We start from the raw sequence: 20,894 nt of genomic DNA on the forward strand, positions 1-20,894 counted from the left end.
TCAACCGCCTCCCTTTCGAAGGCCATGGACAGAGCGACCTGGCGGGGAATTCTCCTCCAGTAAATCTCCTGCCGGGACTCGGGTTTGAGTCCGCGCCAGCGCTGGATGTTGTCGGTCCATTTCATGTGCAGCCAATATAGCCGAAGCGAGACCGGGAGCAAAGCGGCAAATGGAGAGGCGGTAAGTTGTCATGAATTGATGTTGTCCGGCAAAAGGACGTAAATGCCCAGCACATCCATCGGCAGGACGGGATAGACGACTTGGAACTGCTTCTGATCCATGAACTGGCTGAAGCGCTCGTGAGCTTCGACCAAGTGTTTCGAGCGGTCCTCGGCAACTTTGTCGAACTCGTCCTTGAGCGTCGGCAGTTGGGCTAATTCGTTTTGGAGGAATCCGGTGCGCGCTTCTTTGGTCAGGTTGGTGGAAGCGCGGGCAGTGTCAACCAAGCTTTTGGCTTCGTCACGTGTGAGGAAGTCCTTTTGCGATGGGCTGCCGCGGTAGCCCCACACCAGCATCTCCTCAGCGATGATCTTGTTCGTCCCCTTGCGTTCCTCGATGACATTGCGACAACGGAATAACAGCACAGTGGTCTTGGTGGAAACCTGGCTGGTGCGGATGACTGCTGAGCGAGCCGCACGCGGAGAGCGCCGCGAAACTGAATTGGCCAGGATGATCTGACAAAGTTGTTCGACGAATGGATGGTTGCGACCAAAGTAGAGATAACCCTCCGGCGTCGGCGACTCGAAGGTGATTGGTAAAATGGAGTTCTCGGGCAGGAGGGATTTGAGCGACGGCGGCAGGTTGGCGGTGTGCAACTTGTACCCCTTCTTGTCAGTGACGATTTGTGCGCCGACAACTTCCAACGCGGCGAGTACGAAATCGCGCACGGCCTTGGGATCGCCGATGGACTCGTCCACTTCCTTGAGGTCAGCCTCAATCTCGTGGGCTTTGATGGCGTGTTGAGCGAAGATGCTGCGCGAGGCGACTTCACGTTTCTCGGCTTCAGCGAGCTTATTGCTGATTTTTAGCCTGGCTTGTTTCGCTTCGTCGAATTCCTCGAAGTCGAATTCAGGATGGGCGATCGGCCCGGTGATTCTGACTTTGCGATTTGGGTTCAAGAGCAGTGCCTGGGCAATGGTGTCGATGACGCTCTTGCTGTCTTCGGGGAACGGAATGGTGATGCCAATGGAACGGCGGATTTCCCGAATCTTGCGCAGGATGACATCGAGCACGATGCCATCAATTGGGTTGTCCTTGCCGTAAATCAGCCCGGTCTTGACAAGCGGCGCGGTTTGACCAAAGCGGTCCACGCGGCCTTCACGTTGTTCAAGGCGGTTGGGATTCCACGGCAGATCATAATGAAGAACGGCGGTGAACCATTTCTGGAGATTGATACCTTCGCTGAGGCAGTCGGTGGCGACGAGCACGCGAAGGGGAAACTTCTCCATGTCTTCGATGCGTTGCCGGCGAACATCATCCGGGTCCTCGCTGGTGATGACCTGAACGTCGAGTTTGGGAAACTTGGTCTTGAGCAGGGGCGCAAGCTGCTCGCCAACGTATTTGGCGGTGGCGATGTAACGGCAGAAAATGACCGGGTTGAGTTTTTCCTTCAGCAAGTCCTCAGCGATCTGCCGCGCAGCCGTGAGCTTGAGATCATCTTTCGGGTTGGCCAGCGCCTGAAGGTCTTGAGCCAACTCACGGAGATGGCGTCTTTGGGTGTCGGACCATTCGGCCTTTTCCACGACCTGCGTGGGAGTGAAGTCCGATTCAAAGCCGGGTTCGCTGTCATGGACGGGGTTTTCGTCGGGCTCAGCAGTTTCGGAAGGCGATGTTTGTTTGTCGGCCAGGCGGGATTCGAGCATCTCCACGCCGGCAGCCGGACTGGACATGACACCGCGAAGCAAGCCGAGGGCGGTCCAGTATTGGACACGTTTACGGCCTTCCGAAGCGCCGTCACGGGCAACCAATTTGCGGGCAAAGGCGAGGATCTTTTCGAAGAACAGTGCGTAGCCGGGCGAAAGGTCCTAGCCGAACTCCTTGGGATCGCGTTTTGGGAATGGTGTTTCCTCGCCGAGCCACTTCTCAACATCGGCGCGCTTGCGTTGGATGAAATGCCGGGCGAGTTCCTTGCGCTGCAGTTGGGATGAGTTGGGCAGGTCGAGCGTCTCGAATTCCGGCCTAAGCAAGCCGAGGAGAGACTGAAACTCCTCGGGTTTGCCACTGTGAGGTGTCGCGGTGAGCATCACCAGGTGTTGATTGGGCCGCTGCGCAATGCGATGCAGAAGGTGATGACGCAATTGCTGGCTCGGCGCTGCACCTGCGGGTTTCGCACAGGAATGGGCTTCATCCACGATGACCATTTCAGGGCACTGCTGGATGAAAATATCTCGTCGCGTCTCAGACTTGATGTAATCAACCGAGATGACTTGGAACGGGTAATAATCGAAAACGCTGGTATCGCCCTGAATTTCGCGGTCGAGCCGGGCCTGGGTGTTGGAACGAATGATGACGGCATCGAGTTCGAGTTTGTTTTTGATTTCCTCCTGCCATTGCTCGCACAAGTGCGGCAGGCAAACGACTGCGAAACGTTGGATGAGTCGGCGCAGCAGCATTTCCTGAATGATGAGCAACGCTTCGATGGTTTTGCCCACACCCACGTCGTCGGCGACGAGCAAGCGGACGATTTCCTGGCGCAGTGCCATGATGAGCGGCACCATCTGGTAGGAACGTGGACGAAAGGAAAGTTTGGCGAGGCTGCGGAACGGACCCGCTCCACTCCGGAAAGAAAGGCGGGCCGCGTCGTGCAACATCCGGGCGGTGCTGATGTCGCCGATGTCATCCGGAGTTGGTAGAGGAAATTCGGCGGGCCTCGGTTTGTCCTCCTCGAATCCGAGCGGGAGGTAGATGGCAGTGCTTTCTTCGTCAGCGCCACCGAGCGGCTTCACGACCAGCAAGTCGCCCGATTCGGACGGAAGGACAACCCAGTCGCGATTGCGCAAATTGACCAACATGCCGGGGCTGAAGGTGTTCATTTCACTTTTTTGAAGATGTCAGACCGTGAGGCAATGCGCTCAGCAAGATTCTCCTTGTAGTAATACGCAAAAACCTGATCGCCGCGGTTGCGGATGGCCTGACGTTTGGATTCGTCATCGGCTTTCACGCCCGGGTTGTCGTGCGGGGTGCCGTCGCAAAAAACCCAAAGATCCGGTTGATAAAAGAAGTCCGGCTGGACGTAAATTCCATCAACACGCTTTTGGGTTGAGTCGGGCAGACGCAATCCGAGTTGGTGAAGATAATCGAGAAACTTCCGTTCGGTTGAGGAATTGGGGTCAATAAACTTGAGCAGCCATTGGTAGTGTTCCTCGTAACTCTGGAATTGCTGGCTGGTGAGCAGTTCGAGCGAACAGACCAGCAGCCGTTCCAGCGCCGGTTTGATCAGGTGGCGGTCAATGATCTTGTGTTCCCGTTGGTTGTAATAGCTCAACAGATCGTCATAGGAGGCCGGGCCTTTGTATTCGGTGTCATCGTACCGGCAAACGCGAATGGCCTCCTCGACGACTTTGCGGAACACCTCCTGGGATTCCACAAACTGTGTGAGCACACCCAGCGTACCTTCGGACGCTTCGTAGAGGAGGATGTTCGGGGCGTCAGGCATACCGAGCGTCGTCACGCCAAGTTCGTTCGGTTCCAATTGAAAGATGTTTTCGATGGCCCGCTTCAGAGCGTATTGAAGAGTGATGACGCCTTCTTTTGACAGTGCCAGCGCTTTGATCGGTTCAATGTAAAGCGCGTCGGCGGTTTCACTTGTGTGAAGCATGACCCGCTTGATGGGTTCGCGCTGCTTATCACTTTCGAGGTCTTTTTCCTTTTTCCATTCGCCGGTGGTAAGGCCCAGCGGAAATCCCTCGGCGGGACGGGTGCGCCACTTGCGATTCAGATCCACCAACCGTGCGGCAGGCAGAAAGCGGAGGTTCAACAGCGGCTCATCGTCGGTGCGGACCACGGCCTTGCCGATGCGGGATGACTGAATGTCGTCCACCGAAAAAAAGGTGCGGATGTCAAAGCCCCGGGAGCGGCGTTCTTCTTCCTCGCAGGAAATGCGCTCTTTGCGGCGGGCACGTGTTTCGCCCATTTCCAACAGGTTGGCCAGAACTTCGCGGTTGGCATCATCGGAAAGGTCGGCTCCCGAAAAGGGGCAGATTTCCAGTTTCGTTTGTTCTCCGCGTAGAAAGTAACCAGCCTTGAGGCTGATTTTGGCGAGGTCGAGACTGTTCTCAAGGTCCTGCGCCAGCATTTGGAACACTTCGTATTTTTTGCCGTTGTAGTAAATGATGTTGCCCGGCCCGAACTCGCGCAAAGCGATGGCGCGGGGACGGGACAAGTATTCGCCACCAGTGTCTTCGGTCTGAATGAAACAGCGCAGCGGCAGACGCGCAAAGTTGTATCCCGGCAGAAAACCCTCTGATGCCAGATAGCGGTAGGGATAAAACTCGGACAATTGGCCCGCAAATCCCTTCTGGCTGTTTCGCAGGAGATCAAGTTGGCGCGTGGCATGATCCTGATTCCGCTTGGCGGTGCGGTATTCGGGGCTGCCCAAAGTGTAGCGACCACTGTTCAAGGTTTGGGTCGCTGTGCTGAGGAGTGATCGCGCCGAAGAATAGAGAATACGCCAACGGTTTAGAGACGCGTCGAGATTGTCCGCCAAATGATTCAATTGCCGATCAATCCATTCTTCAGAATACCAAGGTGCTTTTGTGGCGGTGAGGAATGATTCAAAATCTTTAATGGCACGTTTGAAGGCAGACTTGATGTTCAGAGCTGCATTGGGCGTGAGTTTGAATTTTTCACGCACTATGGCACTGAGCGGCAGACCTTTTTCTTCTTCGGTGATCAGGCTGAGAATACTGGAGTCCAGTTCGCTTAATCCGACTTCGGAAAGAAAGAGCGCGTGCAGATGGTTGTGCAACAGTTCCTCGTTGGCGAGGTCAAGCCTCGGCGCGGCCACCACACCCGCCACCATCTCCACCTGCCGGGCAAAGTAGTGACGATCATGGTTTGAATAGGAGGAACAGTAGGTGAACACGAGCGCGGCCTGCCCGGTCCGGCCGGCGCGACCGCTGCGCTGGACGTAATTGGCCGGGTTCGGCGGCGCATTGCGCATGTGAACGACGTTGAGATTGGCGATGTCGATGCCCAGCTCCATTGTGGGTGAGCAATACAAGGCGCTAATTTCCCCTTTGCGAAATCGCTCCTCACGCTCGATGCGCATTTCCGCCTTGAGCTGACCGGTATGATCCTGACCTTCCAAGCGTTTACTCTTAGAAAAGTCCCGTTGGTACAATTCCTGAAAGAACCGGTTGGGTTTCACCTTCACGTCTTTGTAGGCGCGCAGGCGAACGACTTCAGGCTTTACATACTTGCCATCCCCCACTCGCCATCGGATGGCGTCGAGTCGAAGTTGATAAACCAAGGTCTGTTGATTGTTCAGGTTTTTCGCTGATTGGGAGTGAAGAAAATCGGCGCTTTCAAGCTTGGCCAGCAACAGCTTGATAAAATCCTGATAAATCTCTCCGCGCAGATCCAAGCCGGGGTCTTTTTCTTTCGCCAATGTGCGAAGATATTTCCCAAGGCTGCTGGCGGGCCCAAGACTCTTGGCCGGGAGACTGACAAATGCCGGCAAGGTTTCGTAACGAAGATGAAACGGAGCAAGGATGTGCTCATCATCGTCGTATTTCCACGGGGCTTTCAACTTCTCCCGGATTTCCACTTCGGCCTGTCTGATCCGGTCGGCCGTGAGATGATTTTCACTGTAGAGAGCGTATTCCTGTCGGAAGAAATCAAGCACGTTCGCGATCAGTTCGGCGCGCTCCTCCGGCGTCACCCGGTTGAACAGGGGGATTTTGCTCCAGGCCTCATTCGCGGCGGCCACTTCATCCAGGTCTCGATAGCCTATGGACAGAAGCGCGCACTGCTCCAGATTTGGCAGGACCACGCGCCAACCACGTCGCAGATCATAAACCGCCCGGTAGATTAAATATTTTTCCAGAGCCTCTTCATACTGGCGACGGGTGCTGGGAAAGTCCGGTATGGCGTTCGTGTTGGCGAACTCAAGAAAGCCCAACCCCAGCGCATTGCGAATCGCCGCGCCGAGCGTGCGGTAATCGAGCGGTTGTTCTCCGGCAGTTTTCAAAGCACGGTAAATCGCACTTCTCAATTGGACAACGTGGAGGAAGTCGTTGAAATGGCCTGCTTGCAAAGCCGCGTCCTGGCGGTTGTCGGTAAAACTGAGGAGTTTTTGGTCTCTGGCCTCGATGCCGTTCTCTTCGAGTCGCCGCAAGATGGAAAAAGCCGTGATGGTGGTGGAAGTGCTACGGCCTTCGTAACCCAGCGCGGTAAGTTTGGTGCTCTCATTCGTCTTGGTGTCGAAGAACACGCCAGCAGTTGGATCAAACAGCAGTGGGGCAGGCATGAACCAAGCCCAATACCGGAGCGGCTCCTGGTCTGAAAACCGCCCAAATTCGTCATAGTAGATTTTAGTTGGCAGCCAGGGCGCATAGTTCTTCGCAACTTCCACGCTGCCATTGGGCCGCCGTTTCAGCCAGGCATCGGGTAAATTTTCCCGGTCAACAATCGGGTCCCAAATGTCATCGCCAACGATCAGGTATCCATCGGTCAGGTCTTCCTCCTCGTCGCTATATTCCCGGAACTCTCGCGGCTCCAGCAGATGCGTATTCAAATTCTTGGTGACGCAAACGAAGGCATGGCCGAGGACGCGGCTGAACACGTTTGGGAAAATGGCCTTCTTCTGTTCGGAGTCAGCCCGATAAACACCCGGCTCCAAAGTAATATAACGCCCGGCGTCCTGGTCGAGCGTGGTGTAAACGGAACCCGTTTGGGAAATGAATTGATGGAGTTTGAACGGAAGATAGGTATAACGCTCGTGCTTGTGGGTTACGTTCGTCCAAGTGATCCACTGCAAGACTGCCTGAAGATGTTCGCGACATTTTAAGGCGTCAAGAGCCGTTGCCTCTGCCAGACGGCGAACAATGTCGCTGAATTGGGACGGCTTCCGGCGAACCTGTAATCCCTCTTTTTCTTCGAGCGCAACGGCGTTCTCCAACCAGATGGCCGTGGGGTGTTCTTTCAACTGTTCCAAAGCAGCTTTGGTATTGACCGGCGACGCCACTGCCTGCTTCAACGCTTCCGAACCCGGCAATATATCGTGCCAGTTGAATGAGCGATCCAGTGTTTCACTGACGACTTGTTGGGCGATGAATGGTTTGCCGAAAAGTTTGCTGGCCGTTTCAGCCACCGCCTTTTTCTGCTCTTTGGGCGAAGCACCGCTCACCATGGTCGCAGACGTGCCGATGCAAGTGACGTCGTTGGCACATTGCGCTCGAATCCGGCGGATGAGCATGGCCACATCAGCGCCCTGACGCCCCCGATACATGTGGAGTTCATCAAACACCAGATAACGAAGTCCGTTGTAGATGGCCTCCCGCAGACTACGCTCACGAATACGCGTCAGGATCAACTCCAGCATCATGTAGTTTGTCAGCAAAATGTCGGGCGGTGAATCCTGAAGTTCCTTGCGCTGCTCCTCTTTCTCCTGCCCGGTGTATTTCCCGAATCGAATCGGAAAAGGTTGACCGCTCTGCTTCTCGAATTCCGTTTCGTAGCGCTCAATTTCGTCCGACTGCGAATTGATGAGTGCGTTCATCGGGTAAACAATGACCGCAGTGACTTTGCCAGGTTGCGGTCGCTTCAACAGGTGTTGGAAGATTGTTCCCAGATAGGTCAGTGATTTGCCGGAACCGGTACCCGAAGTAACGATGAAATCCGAGTCGGCGGCCCCCAGTCGCAATGCCTCCACCTGATGTTGGAATAGCCGGTATCCGCGAAAAATGTCCTTCAGCAACGGATGAAGTTTCTCGCTGGCCACGAGGTCGGCGAGATCGCCCGTACTCTTGTAGCTCGGATTGAATTGAATCAGCGGCTCCGGCCAAAGCCGGCCTTGGGCGAGCGCCTTTTCCACCTCGTTCAGGATGCTCTCGTCGCGGATGTTGATGAAGCTTTCAATATAGCCGCGATAATCGGCAATCACCTTCTTGTGGATGTTGAAGCTGTCCATGGTGCCAAACGAGCCTCCATGCTTCACCTAAAGGAAGGCTGGAAGGCTGCGCGAATTTGTAGCGTACGGTGTGCGAACTTCACAGGAAAAGTTTCGGAGGGGTTAGCTGGTTAGCCGCGCGACCGGGGAAGACGCGAGGATGAGCCGCGCATCGCGGACGCGACGCCTTTGACTTTCAACATGGCCCTGGCCACTTCACGCATCGCGTCGTCCGGCACTTTTGGCGGGAGCAACTGCGCGAACCGGCCTTTTACTTCGTCCGTGCCGGTGTCTTCGGTTTCGCCGAAGCCAAAGAGCTTTCCATTCCCACTACGGATGATGGACGGATACTTTTTCGAGTGCCCGCTGCGCGACTCACCCATGAGGACGATAACTTCGCGACGGTTACTCGCTTCGGACGGCACTTCGGTCATGTCGAACTGCTCACCGGGTTTCGCGAATTTCGCCCAGGCTTCCAGGAGCATGACGCACGCCGTGGCACTGTGGGCGATGCACATAAGCTGCGCCATTTGGGCGAAGTCATCTTTGGCGTGTTCATCGGCGAGACTCTCCGGGACGAACATGACCGGTCCGTCCGGTCCTGTGAGAAACAGCGCTGGAGTGACCCGACCTGTTCCGCGCATACAGTAATTGGCATAGTGCTCGGCCTGCGTTAGAAGGTCGTCGAGGTTTTCGAGTTTTGATTTCGGCTGCACTGAGAGCCTCATAGCCCGAATAAGCAAGACAGACAAGATGCGATGCGGTCAGTGGTGCATGACGGGCCGGAGCGTCGGTGGATTCCTTTTTCTTCGACAAAGTCTTTCGGGAAGGTTCTTGAGAGTGTACCGCAAAAGTTGCACCGCGACAGTTCATTGTGGGGCCAACCATTTGGGAGCATACAATTGCTGCGGTTGCGATTGGCCGCCATGCTGCCACAAGTATTCTGCCACGTCCGGATGCCGCCACTTGATGGCCCGGTCGAAGGGCGTCCAACCCTGATTATCCAAGGCGCGGATGTTGGCTTTATAGGTCAATAAAAGCTTCACGATTTCCAGGTTGCCATTTTGCGCCGCCTCGTGAAGGGGGGTAATCCCGGTGCTGGTCCTGGCATTCACGTTGGCGCCGTGCTCCAGGAGGAATTCGGCCACGTCCTTGTGATTATGCACCACAGCCAAATGAAGCGGTGTCAAGTTTCCCCAGTCTTTGGCTCCAATCAGTTTTGGATTCTTTTCAAGAAGACCTTTGACCGTAGCCAAATCCCCGCTCTCGGCCGCGGCATGAATGGGTTTGTAATCCAGGATGTCGTGGTGCGAGGGGATAAACAGGCTGCAGCCCGGATTTGAACAGGTCAGGACGACGAGGAATGCGAACCATTGAAGGCGTTTCTTCATAGGGTGGAGCGCGTTGACTGATTATGGTGGGAAAGCCTGTTCGAGTTCTGCAAATTTGCCGGTGGTGTTTGCCGGGTGATTTCGAATCGTGTCCAAAGCCTGTTTGAAGCCCTCGCCGATTTTGGATGGCGGTGGGGTGCCCGGTGTATAGCCCGCGGCCAACGGTTGCTTTTTCAGATAATCAATAAGTGGTGGGACCACTGGCGTATCCGACCGCGCCGCATCCAGGTTGATCACATCCACGACGCTGACAACCTGTCGTTGGTTCACGAGATTCGAGTACGGGACGCCTTTTCCAAATTTCTGGGCAATGAACTTCAAGACAGAAGTGTGATCCAGAATTCCGTTAAAAACTGTCTTTGGCTTTACGAAGGGCGAAAGCACGAGGCCTGGCACACGAACTCCCAAGGTTTCGAATCCTTCCGTATAGTTGGCGCCGGGTGGCGGATCGGTTTTGAGCGCAGGGGGAGACACATGATCGAAAAATCCGCCGTGTTCATCGTAGGTAACAATCATGACCGTACTTTTCCAGATATCCGGGATCAGGCTCATGTCCCGATACACCTCCAATAAGAACTGTTGCCCTCCTTTGACCGCAGAAGGGGCGTGGTCATCGGTGCTCGGACCGAAATGCGGAGCATCTGTGTACACGGGTTCCACAAAAATCACTTGAGGGAATTCATCCGGTAGCTCGTTTTGAACATCATCCCAAAGGCGCTTGAGCGGGCGAAAGTGGATTTCCTGCAAAAGGTCCGGAATCCAACGGAGCATCATTGCGAAGAATGGCATTCCTTCGTGATAAACCCGCCAGCGGATTTTATTCTTGGTCAGCCAATCATAAACCAACGGCTGATCAGGAAGAGGAAACTGATTAACCGCGATGTTGGAAAAGCCGCTCATGGCCATCAGGCGGTTGGGTTGAGTGCCGGCGGGAAGCGAGGAGAACCAATGGTCACAAATGGCAAAATTCTGTGCGAAGAAGTCGGTGACAGGAACCTGGTCGGGAGTGAAATAGCCCGTGACGGGAGGAGTGTCACCGGGGTTGATCAGTGGCGCTCCTGTGGCGCCGGCATAATTGGTTACGAATCCATTCATCGGAAACACTCCGTTTGTCGGAGTCCCCATTTGAAGCGCGATGTTGTCCCGTTCGTGTGGCGGATCACCAACCATCAAATCGTAGGGGTCGGTCAGCAGAAAAGGAGGATAGAGCGAGCCCTGGTAAACACTGGAAGCCTTGGTTCTCCAAGTCCCGTCATCGCGAATGCCGTCCACGTTCGGCCAACTGAAGGGCGGCAAGCTCAGATAACCAAGGAGATGGTCGAAAGAGCGATTTTCCATCATCACAACGACGATGGTATTGATGAGATTCAAGTCTGGCATAAACCCCTCAACTTCTTGTCCGGTATAGGGTGCTCAAATTTTCAAGACAAGGTTTATCTTCGAGGAATTCACTCGGAACTCGATCCAAGGTAATGAATTTGATATTGATGAACCGCGGAGGAAGAAGGCGAAACGACCGAAACCTTTATCATGCATAGTTGTGCTCCATTTTTCTACTGTTCTGTTTTCGGTTTTTGTCCTGCAGATGCTTGGTTAGAATGCGGCTCGCTTTATCGAGCCAGTCACGATTTTGTGACAACGCTTGGATTTCAGCGGCGCTGAAAAATTTCCGTCCATTAGGCGCCGGCCTCCCAAGTGGATGCAGAAGACCCAAACGCACAAGGATGGCAATTTCATAGGCCAGGACCCCCAGCAGCAGCGCGACCTGCTCAACAGTCAGACGCGCCGGCAATCGCCGATAGTGGAACAGGTCCTGGTTGTTCATCGCGCTTTCTTTGCGGGATTCGATTGCGATTGAAATCAGCGATGTGTGTTTAAAGGCGAAACTTGGTTGCCGTTAGTGACAATCCTCACGGGGTCGATGCGCGCCCAGTACTTGCTTTCGTCCCGATGTGAACTCTCCCATCCGTTGTTTCCTTTTGGTGCCTCAATTTCAAATTCACCATAGAAGGATTTGCCTTCGTAAAACACAACGACTAGGCCACGCACCGGCGAGGTTTTGCCGGCAAAATAATTAACGTAGCATCTCACGTCGTTCAGATCGACCTGGCCCTTAAGTTCCACATATTCGTAGTCCACACCGGCATTGCTGTTGCGGTAATCATGGAAATAGCGTCCCTCTTTTGTTTTCGTGCGGTTATAAAACAACTCTTGAGCTGAAGGGCTTGCTTTAACATAAAGGTCACAGTCCACCGGATCGCTCCACATAATCCCGATTCCAAGACTGTCGACCTTTGGTTTGATTGGAAACGAGTGCGCCGAAAAAGAAGTGACCGGCGCCGGGATGTTGGTTGCGAATCGGTGTTCTGCGACCGCCGCCGGCGGTGTGTTGGTGACCGCTGGCGCGTTCGCAGTCGGCGTTAGCCGTGTGTTCCGTTTTTCTTTGGGCTCAACCGCAGCGACGGGCACGTTAGCTTGCTCAAGAACTTTTTGGATCATGTTTGTTGGACCAAACCAGACAGGGATGGCGCGGCGTGCGACTTGCCGCATTTCGATCTTGGTGTCGTTCAGGTCCAGCTCCGCGGTCATGCATGGTTCCTGGATATTCTCCCTGGCGCGGCGCAACGCCAGCGCGACATCCGGCGCGAAGGTTGCAAGCACGCCCGACCGCTGTTGGCATAGCAAACACCAGAACCGACAAATCCTTTCCTGGTGAAAATCGTTCACAAAGCATTGCCGTAGATAAGCGTAGTGAACCGTGACCCCATTCATCGTTCCTTTCTTGAGCGCGCAGCCAAATACGGATTCATGTTGATCGACAACCAGCGTTCCGTCAGAGGGGAAGGCTTCCTGCATGTTATAGCCTTCTTCCCCGGCGTTGCTATAGAAGGGCGACCCGATGAGGATGATTCTGAGTGGTTCGTTGGGCCTTCTGATTTGCGTGGCTGCCAGGTCAAGGAATTGCGGAACATCAATTAGGCCGGCCGTTTCAGACGGACGCGTGCGCTCGGTCATCAGGAACTTCTTGAGGGCGACGATTTCCGAAGCGAGCCGTTGCGCTCGTGCGCGAGCGTTGGCTTGGAAGAATCCCGGATCAGGAATCTTAAACCGGGTGATGGCCTGAAGATTGAGCGCATCGTACACCTGGATTTCATCGCCCGGCGACGTGCCTTCAAGAACCAACAAAAGGAGTTCCCGGAGAACCATCGGTCGGTCTGGCGGCGAGTAGTTGGGTGAAAGACCGATCCCGTAGGAGGTCGCAAGAACGGGTCTGGTTGGAAATATCATCGCAGCCAGAAAGACTGCTCTGATGAGTTTTTTGATGGTATTTGTATTCATAATGGAGTCGCTTCGTTAGGTTTGATTGGATTAGCCGTTTAGAAAGTCGTCGAGGTGTTTGTGGTCCGCCGCGAGTCGGACGGCGGCCCGAAAGCTTGCCACGGCGCGCTCGACAAATTGTCGCCGCGACTCGTCAATCGCGCGCAGTTTGCCGGTGAGATGACCAGCCAACTGCGAGTTCTCGCACTTGCGGTTGTGCCAGTCATCCAGGTCAGCTTGAACTTTTTGGTAGGCTGGATTGTCGACCCGAGCGGGCGATTGATGCTTTTCAACGATCAGTTGAATACTCAGCCAGCACCCTGCGGCCAGGAAGGCTTCGGAAAGAAGCGCCACGAATATAAAGCCGCCATTGGCGACGTGGTCGGCACTATTGGCATTGGTGTTGGCGAGGTTCTGGACGAGGGTAGCGGTATCCTGCGTCAATCCTGGAAAGGTCGCCGCAAATAGACCGGCCCAAATGATTCCCAGAACCAACCCGATTGTCCAAACCAAGAACGTGTAAGCGAGGCGTCGTGAGCGGAGCTCGAGGTGAGATCCCGGAACTTTCAATGCGGCCGCGATGCCGATGGGAACTAACGAGAATAAATAGGCCCGAATTGGGCTGGAGAACGCGCTGATGCCGGAAGACAAAAGGACAACCGCGTTGGTGTTGATGCCAACCGAAAGCAGCAGCCCGGAAAGGATAATAAAGAAAATGACCTGCCCGCGTGCGAATCGTGTCCATGGAATGGTCGTACCCGTTGATTCGAGATAGGGATCGGTCGCAGCGAGCAGGTTCGAACGCTCCTTCACGTGGCGGTGCGCGCCCGCTTCTTCACCGCAGATCAGGTCGATCAATCTTCGGCATTCTTCCTCCAGCTCCGCATTTTCGGCGTTGAATGTACGCACCGCGTAATCTCGTATGTCGGACTCTCCGCCAAGGCCGTTCGTAATAGCGACCGCGCGAAAGTGATCGCGATCAAGTTCAGGGTTAACAATCGTTTTCTCAGCCGCCCGGAGTACCGCCTTGGGCAGGTGGCGGCTACCGTAGTGGCACGTGTTTCCCGTGCCGTCACGAGGAGCGATGCGGCGGACACGATCATTTCGCGCCTCGTCGTACGATGCTGTAGCTAATGTCTTCATAGTTGTGTTGAGATTTTGGCGGAGAATCAATCGCGTCGGTTTTGAGTGAGCAGGCGGACGATGGCGACCAGCACCGCGCCGCAGATTCCAATGACAATCAGACCGAGCGTCATGTCTTCCGGTGAATGTCCAGGTCCAATGCGTTTTACCGTGGCTAGAAATGCGGACACCTCATGACGATGACGCAAAAACAAGACTATCGCGGCTAGTCCCAGGCAGGCTGCAAACACGTTGTTCCAGTTAATTTTCATGATGTTTTCCTTTCAGCAGGTGGTTTTGTAGAGGGATTTAATGTCTTGATGTCACTCGTGACATTACGTGTGGACATTATCGGACAATTATTCGCAACCCACTGAAGGGCAGCGCCAAACGGCATGACCCGAATTGGACTGGCGGAAAAGGGCGCACGGTTGGTGAATCGATTAACAGCAGCCTTGGCAGCCCGAGCAGTGCGAGCATCCGGTGTGATGATCAAGAACAAATCGGCACGGAGCAGCTCGGCTTTGGCAACGTCGTTGGGAATTCGTGCGGTGGTACGTTCGATCTCCATGGCCACGCGTCGGCCGTTTGCTTGGAACATGATGTCCACAGCACGCGGATGTTTTCCGTGACGAATTGGGTATTCCAAACGGACAGGGTAGCCGCACAGGCGAAGTGCCAAAACTATTGTCGCCACCATAACTTTACTGTGCAGAAATTTTCCTCTCATAATGGGTTCTCCGGGTTGGCTCGCACCGCTTCGATGGCGGGTGCAAGGGGTTCAATGACGATGGAAGCGCGTCCGCGCGGACGCAGAGCCAGGGCATGCTCGCGGATGTAACCCTGGTTCAACAGACGCTTGCGGATCTCGGCCAGTCGCCGACCGTTGAGCCGGGTTACACGACAATAGTGACTGACTGACTGGCCAGGTTTGTTCACGACCGCCCGCAAGAGACGGAGTTCATTTTCGGTGAGAATCGGCACCTCCGCTTTCGGCGGTTCCTGAACTTCAACTACTTGATGCGGCTGCCAGTGGGTGAAGCGGTCGTCGAAACGCGTCGGCAACTTGTGGAGCGGTGCAAGGCTCTGTTCGACTTCGGCATTGGTAAGACCGGCGGGCAACTTGGCCAGTGGCACACGAAACAGAAATGGCTCGGTGTGGGTGCCGAGCCCCACTTGGCCGACAAACGTGCCCGGCGACAAATGTTGGCGGATATAATCGAGTTGTTCCGGGTTCAGGTTGCAGTCCGCGGCGAGGGTAGCGTAGTCCTCGTGACAACCCAGGCGGCCAAAGGTCCGGATCACAAGATTGGGCCGCAGCCGCCTTGAGAAGGCAATGGTGGATTGAACGATGGGCCAAAGTCCTATCCCGGCACCGCGGATGATACCGGCGAGTTCATCTAATGGGGTGATCTCACCGCTGGTGGACATCCGCTCGGAGAAGATCCGCTGGCCGTCGTCAAATATAAGGAATAATTCAAGCGGGGTATTGACCAGTCCTTGCGCGATGCGGTGGTGGAAGACATTGAATAGAAGCGACTGGGGCAGTAGATTGCGAACCGACTCTGAAGCGCCGCGCATCTCGAACACGATATTGCAGCGGGCCAAATCTTGTGGGGTCCAGCCTCGCGTCCAAGCACCACACGCCGGAGTGAGTGCCAGCAGGAACGCACCCAGCCGGTCAAGAATCGCATCCCGACTGGCAGCATTGAGGTTCTTTTGAGTCCGTACCCATTCGAATAGGTGAAACAGCGTCGGACAATGGACGGCGTCCTGATGCCAGACACCAAATTCGGTATAGAGGGCGTAGATCCCCTGGCGCAGGATTGCGGCGGCGCGACCGGGAAGGTCCAGCGTGCGCACGAGCAAATCTAGCGCAGTGGCCGCGTGTTGACGCGGATCGCAACCATTGCATTGGAGGAGATTCCATCGCCATCGCTGCCAGGGAAGAATGACCAATGACTTTCCGGCGCGTTGGTAGATTGGCAGGAGCAGTCGGAGTTGTAACTTATATGGCTCGAAAAGCCAGGTGGAGCAACAGAACCAGGCGAATTGCGAGGCCAGCCAGTAAACCAAGTTTGATTTGCCACTGCCGGTATTGGCGACGGTAAGCAAGCCCGAGCAGAGCCAATCGAGCATCAAGTGAACGGGCGACCCGTGGACGTCTTGACCAAGCACAAGCTCGCCCTGCAAGAGGATCGCCATTTTAAATGGCGACAGCCGCCCCGATCTCTGTAGGCGCTCCAGGTACCGGATGCGGCTCTCCGCCAATTGCCTCGTCAGTGAGTCCTGCGGTTCGGCAGCAAGAATGCGCGTAAGGCTGCGCCCCAGGCGGTCGTTGAGCGCCCCATGCGTACGAGCCCATTCCAGCCGTTCGAAAAACTGATCATATCGTTCTGCATTCATAGGGCATCATTTTTGCGTTTCGTTGAGTGAGTAGAATGGGCTGAGCGCCGCCGACCAGAAGCGTCGCCAAAAGCGGCGACGGCGCATCGCCCCGCGGCAGTGCGCGCAGACGGTGATGGCGCAGTCAGTTAAATCCACCTGGTGGGCGTGAAGCAGACAAAGACCGACATTGCACGAGGCGCAGCGACGAAAACACTCCTCGCAAGACACATTGAAGCAACCATCCTCCCCACAACATCCACCGCGCTTGCGTTCAGTGCTGTGACAACAGTGATAATAAAAGTCGGGGATCCAGACCTTCTGAACCACAGCACCCTCGGGTGACAGAACAACCGTCCTGCGGTATTCCAATCGATCGTAAAGATGGCCGGCCTTGTCCCGGCATTGCCGTTCGAGTTGGTCCTCGCGCAAGGGGACTTGCGGGTCAGCTTGATTTTGATCGTTCGTGTTCATGGTGTGTGGTGTGCTGCGGTTACCATGGCGCTGAAAACAGGGTGCGGTTCAGAAACCTCAGGAAGAACCAGCAAACCTTGCCCGTGATGCAGATCGAGGTGAGCGATAAAAATATCGCATTGACGAACAAGGCGCCACGCACCGTGAAGGTCAGCTTTTCCGTCCAGCGGTCGATATCTTTCAATTTCCAAGACATATGAGGTTAATTTCACGGAGCTATGGATTTTCTAACGATTGTAACCAGCGGCTGCGTCGACGTCCGTGCATGGTCCGGCGTGACTCGTGATGCGCTTTGCAGGATTCCGCCTGCTCGCGCACTGGAATGCTTCTGACCGTCACGCCAAGCGTTTATTATTGTTGGCCACCCATCAATCCAAGCGGGGATTTTGTGATTCTGTGGGCATTGAATAGCTGCCATGGCTTGACCGCTACTATCGAAGCGATTCACCTCCCACGTTTGACCGGCATAAACTATTGTTACGTCAACATGCTCTTCGCGATGATTCACGAGGACGGCAACTCGCATTGGGGTGCCTGTATCCGACGTGCCCGGAGACAGGCAGGATTGTGTCGGATGATTTGGTTTGCGCCGCTCTTTAGATCGTTGGCGGCCCATGTCTGGCTTGCCGGGTCGTTTGTCAGTTCGAACCGGCGTGATGTGTGATATGTGGTTTAGTTTTTTCATATTTTTAAGTGAGTGATTTGTGATGAATGATAGGGAAGACTTGGTGCCACATGGTTTCCGGTCATCCTTGCGGCTTTAGGTGCTGTGATGCAGGAGAAGAAAAGAAGGCATGCGAGAATCACGCGGAGCGTCCGGGCAGAAAGCGAGGCGATGGACCAGGCGGTAGGGCGGACAAAGGTACGGACGGACGACTCAACTGGACGATCAACTGGACTCGCGGTGACCAATGGCATTTGTACGATCACTTCCATAATAATAAAAAAGCTGGCGCTACTATAGGGCCGCCGAACGCGTTGAATACGGGTGCTGGTTGGGGGATGCCGGGCGATTTTTCGAGGAATTGAGAACGTTCATGGGAATAACATCGAAATTTCATGCTGGTAGTGCGCAACGTTGGGAATTCGTGGGAATCCCAACTTTAGCGTTGACGGTGAGGAGGAACTGTTCCCGGTAATGATCGTGGACTTTCTCGTCCCAGACTTCAATCGTGCGACCGGCGCACACGAGGACCTCATCCTTCAACCCAGCGCGTGCAACGGATCGCGCTGAAAAGCCAATGCGGTGCTTGGCGTCTATCCGGACGGGTTCTGAATTGCGGATAAACTCCTCAACAAAGTGTTCACAGCCGAACTTGGCGAGTGTCGCGCGTGTCTCGTCCAAGTATTCGTACCAGACCTCGTACGGCACGAGCACGAGTTGGCCCTCAAGACCCAATGTAACTCTGACAAGCTGTGAAAGGCCGTGAAATGATTTAAAAAAAGATTTTGGCAGCCGAAGGCGATTTGTCTTTTTACCATAACTATCTGTTTCGCGAAAGCTGACGATTTCAGGGCTGCCCTCCGCCAAACGGCGACGGAACTCTTGCAGCGTCAGTCTAGTCCCGTTCAGGCGTTTTAGCTTCTGGCACCTTGTAGTTCTGTGTGGCATTCTAAACGTTAAGAGTTGAGGGTGATCGTGTTGGCGGAAAGCCAAAGGTCGTTTTGGCAAGATTGGTGCGACGTATTAGGTTGTGTCATTGTATTGCGGCATGTCGCGAGCTGGCCGATCGCAAATAATGTCAAGGATATGAAGGTCGCGAAACCTGCAGAAGGGACGTTGGGGCGAGCATCGCCGAACCATCGGTGGGCGCAGGAGATGATTTCTTCAGCGGAGGAATCGGCGGGCTGCAAGCGACAATGTGGTGGTCGGGATCCGCCCAAGCAGGTGACAAGGACTTCGCAGATCCACGCTTGAGGCGGTAGACGGAGTTTCCATAAGGGCACGACGATCCTTCGCAGCAGCAAGGCCGACACTCGATTGGGTAATACTATCCCGCCCAGAGACCGTATTTGATTCTTTCTCTTCACGGTTTCAATATCAGCGCTTCTGGCCCGTTTCCTCGTAAATTGCTTTTGACAGAACGTGTTAATTGAGGCTCAGTTAAGCCTCAATAAAGGTCCCGTATGCTTGAGAAACCTCGGAACAGATTTGAAGTGGATATCGAGAGGCATACTCTGAAGCTCAGAAGCGATTTGTCAGCAGCCGAAGGCTGGGCTAACAAAGAGATCCTAATTCAGTTCGATACTTCCTACCCCGAGTTCCACCTGGGTCTAATCGCCTTGGTGGCGCGTGAATCCAAGCGACAGTCGAGTCTGCATCACTCTGTTCCGTTTGCGGCTATCCGCAAAGAAGTCGAAATCCTCAACCGGTGCCCCTGTCTCAAGAACAGGACAAAGCTTGTTTCACAGTCCCCTAGCGCGGCGCTCTACCGCTATTTCCGGAACGGGATTGACCTTGAGAACGATGACCTCAAGATCCTTCTGGAGAATGTTCGCCAAGGTCTAGACACAATACCGGCCAGTTTACGGTCTTCGCTCAAAGACATTGTACGGTCGCAGGGAGCACCGCCGGAGCGTGTGCGTTACGATATGCGTGGCTTGCTTGCCCTTGGGTTGAAGCCCACGGACATCGCCGAGCGTAGTTTTGAGAAATTGGAGCAGTTTTTAGTGGATCTCGAGCATCGCTCACGCGGCTTTAGCTGCGCTGAGGTTCTCAAACCGCCTGAACGGATGCTGCTGGACACTTGCCATACCCTTGGGATTTCCGGTGTGAGCGAGGCCGGATTGTCTAGGGCGGAATTGCGATTCGGTACGGCGAAGGAGATTCGTATTCTGGCTTTCACTGCTTTGGGACTTATTAGAAGCAGTCAGCAAGTACTGGCCACTGCTGTATCGGCAGGCGCAACTATTCGTGTGATTCTAGCAGATCCAAAGTCCCGCATATTTGAATCCAGTGCGAGGATGACGTTCCGAGAGTCGTACCCTAGGAGCCCGTCCAATGCTATCAAGGAGACTGAATCGCGCCTGAAACAAATCGTGCCACGGTCAGGCGCACGTTCGAGTTCCGGTCGATCAGGTTGCATTTACCTTGGGCACTTCGACAGCGAGTTTCGATGTTTTCTGACGATTTGCGACGATTCATGGGGATGGCTCACTTTGCACTTGCCCCCCAAGGATTCGATCGCGACCCCATCTTTTGAGTTGGTGCATGGCAAACTCCTCAACGACTGCATCTCTTATTTCGACAATTTGTGGAAGCTTCTCGAAAAAAGGAAGAAGATCAGGAAGCTCAAAGGCTAGACCATAAACCTGACTATCAACTGCTCACGCACAGCCTCGGAAGTGATGAGCTGGGTGCCCGACATCAGCGTGGACATTGGTCCTGAGTAGTAGCACCACGATCAGATTCATAGGACCAGCGATCGACTGCGTCATGGACGCCGTCAGCTTCCTCGAACAGCACTGCGATCTGGCCGTCCAGCTTGAAATTGTTCCGGCGCTCTGGAAGGTCGTGAGCCTCGATGGCGAGATCGATGCGGTATTCACCGACGCGGAGATCGTCAACTTCGCACAGGGCGAACGCGACCTGCTGGCGGTGAACGAGCCGTGGAGCCGCTGGAAGAGGGAGGGTGCGTCATGAAATAGCAACCGATTGACACAGTCGAGTGGGCGATCCGCTTTTTGCGAATCCTGGATGTGGCAGTACGGATGGATGTGCGCGGCGTCACGCTGGGCAACGATGAGATTGAGCTATGCTGCCCGTGACCCAAACAGTGATCCGGCCTTTGGGCCGTGGGGTTTGTGTTGAGCTGATGCTGGTAGAGAGAGGATAAGAATGGCCCGGAACATTGATATACGCCAAGGACTTACAAGGTTCGTTCAGGTTTGTTCTGAGGTTTATTCTGCCCGGTTTCCCGTCGCACCTCTTCCGGTGTAATTGCACGCAGCTCACAGCGAGGGGACAGCAGTGTTTGTTTTATCAGCGGTCACTTGGTGATTGGTTGCCGATGGGTTGCGTATGTTGAGTCCACTGAATGGGAAGTGGCGTCATAGCCTTTACGGCCGCGATAATGCGGATAAATGGCTTGCTT

The 20,894-nt window shown here is 54.7% G+C and carries 15 protein-coding genes and 1 pseudogene; 2 read left to right on the plus strand and 14 right to left on the minus strand.

The genetic code is table 11. The features are described 5' to 3' along the window. Window positions 1-188: 188 nt before the first annotated feature. The 14 genes and pseudogenes from HY298_20695 to HY298_20760 all read right to left on the minus strand — a co-directional run bounded on the left by HY298_20695 (window position 189) and on the right by HY298_20760 (window position 18,472). Window positions 189-3,032: pseudogene (locus HY298_20695) on the minus strand (DEAD/DEAH box helicase). Next, the gene (locus HY298_20700; GenBank protein ID MBI3852681.1) at window positions 3,029-8,131 is read right to left on the minus strand and encodes a DEAD/DEAH box helicase; all 5,103 of its coding nucleotides are present in this window, start codon (window positions 8,129-8,131) and stop codon (window positions 3,029-3,031) included. The pseudogene HY298_20695 and the gene HY298_20700 overlap by 4 nt, the downstream one beginning before the upstream one ends. A gap of 110 nt (window positions 8,132-8,241) precedes the next feature. Beyond that, the gene (locus HY298_20705; GenBank protein ID MBI3852682.1) at window positions 8,242-8,838 is read right to left on the minus strand and encodes a hypothetical protein; all 597 of its coding nucleotides are present in this window, start codon (window positions 8,836-8,838) and stop codon (window positions 8,242-8,244) included. Between the two features lie 141 nt (window positions 8,839-8,979). Then, window positions 8,980-9,501 (minus strand): ankyrin repeat domain-containing protein, encoded by a 522-nt coding sequence (locus HY298_20710; protein MBI3852683.1) that lies wholly within the window; start codon window positions 9,499-9,501, stop codon window positions 8,980-8,982. A 21-nt stretch (window positions 9,502-9,522) separates the two neighbouring features. Beyond that, window positions 9,523-10,881 carry a phospholipase gene (locus tag HY298_20715; GenBank protein MBI3852684.1) on the minus strand — a complete coding sequence of 453 codons (1,359 nt, stop codon included), beginning with the start codon at window positions 10,879-10,881 and terminating at the stop codon, window positions 9,523-9,525. Window positions 10,882-11,029: 148 nt separating this feature from the next. Beyond that, window positions 11,030-11,326 carry a hypothetical protein gene (locus tag HY298_20720; protein ID MBI3852685.1) on the minus strand — a complete coding sequence of 99 codons (297 nt, stop codon included), beginning with the start codon at window positions 11,324-11,326 and terminating at the stop codon, window positions 11,030-11,032. A 35-nt stretch (window positions 11,327-11,361) separates the two neighbouring features. Continuing rightward, complete coding sequence (locus HY298_20725; protein ID MBI3852686.1) at window positions 11,362-12,840, minus strand: hypothetical protein; 1,479 nt, start codon at window positions 12,838-12,840, stop codon at window positions 11,362-11,364. Window positions 12,841-12,870: 30 nt separating this feature from the next. Next, window positions 12,871-13,962, minus strand: a complete 1,092-nt coding sequence (locus HY298_20730) for a hypothetical protein (protein MBI3852687.1) — start codon at window positions 13,960-13,962, stop codon at window positions 12,871-12,873. A 26-nt stretch (window positions 13,963-13,988) separates the two neighbouring features. Beyond that, a complete protein-coding gene (locus tag HY298_20735) occupies window positions 13,989-14,213 on the minus strand; it encodes a hypothetical protein (GenBank protein MBI3852688.1) in 225 nt (74 codons plus the stop codon). Continuing rightward, window positions 14,210-14,671 (minus strand): hypothetical protein, encoded by a 462-nt coding sequence (locus HY298_20740; protein ID MBI3852689.1) that lies wholly within the window; start codon window positions 14,669-14,671, stop codon window positions 14,210-14,212. Before HY298_20740 ends, HY298_20735 begins: the two co-directional genes overlap by 4 nt. Continuing rightward, window positions 14,668-16,146, minus strand: coding sequence for a hypothetical protein (locus HY298_20745; protein ID MBI3852690.1), 1,479 nt, complete (start codon window positions 16,144-16,146; stop codon window positions 14,668-14,670). The genes HY298_20740 and HY298_20745 overlap by 4 nt, the downstream gene beginning before the upstream one ends. 207 nt (window positions 16,147-16,353) lie before the next feature. Further along, on the minus strand, window positions 16,354-16,800 hold the full coding sequence (locus tag HY298_20750; protein MBI3852691.1) for a hypothetical protein: 447 nt from the start codon (window positions 16,798-16,800) through the stop codon (window positions 16,354-16,356). Between the two features lie 19 nt (window positions 16,801-16,819). Beyond that, a complete protein-coding gene (locus HY298_20755; GenBank protein MBI3852692.1) occupies window positions 16,820-16,984 on the minus strand; it encodes a hypothetical protein in 165 nt (54 codons plus the stop codon). 873 nt (window positions 16,985-17,857) lie between these two features. After that, window positions 17,858-18,472 carry a division/cell wall cluster transcriptional repressor MraZ gene (locus HY298_20760; protein ID MBI3852693.1) on the minus strand — a complete coding sequence of 205 codons (615 nt, stop codon included), beginning with the start codon at window positions 18,470-18,472 and terminating at the stop codon, window positions 17,858-17,860. Between the two features lie 455 nt (window positions 18,473-18,927). Between HY298_20760 and HY298_20765 the strand changes: the two genes are divergently transcribed. Together HY298_20765 and HY298_20770 are read left to right on the plus strand one after the other, a co-directional pair. Then, complete coding sequence (locus HY298_20765) at window positions 18,928-20,103, plus strand: hypothetical protein (protein ID MBI3852694.1); 1,176 nt, start codon at window positions 18,928-18,930, stop codon at window positions 20,101-20,103. A 133-nt stretch (window positions 20,104-20,236) separates the two neighbouring features. Next, window positions 20,237-20,443: a hypothetical protein gene (locus tag HY298_20770; protein ID MBI3852695.1), complete on the plus strand. Its 207-nt coding sequence runs from the start codon at window positions 20,237-20,239 to the stop codon at window positions 20,441-20,443. Window positions 20,444-20,894: the final 451 nt, after the last annotated feature.

The organism is Verrucomicrobiota bacterium (assembly GCA_016200005.1).
Lineage (GTDB): Bacteria > Verrucomicrobiota > Verrucomicrobiia > Limisphaerales > PALSA-1396 > PALSA-1396.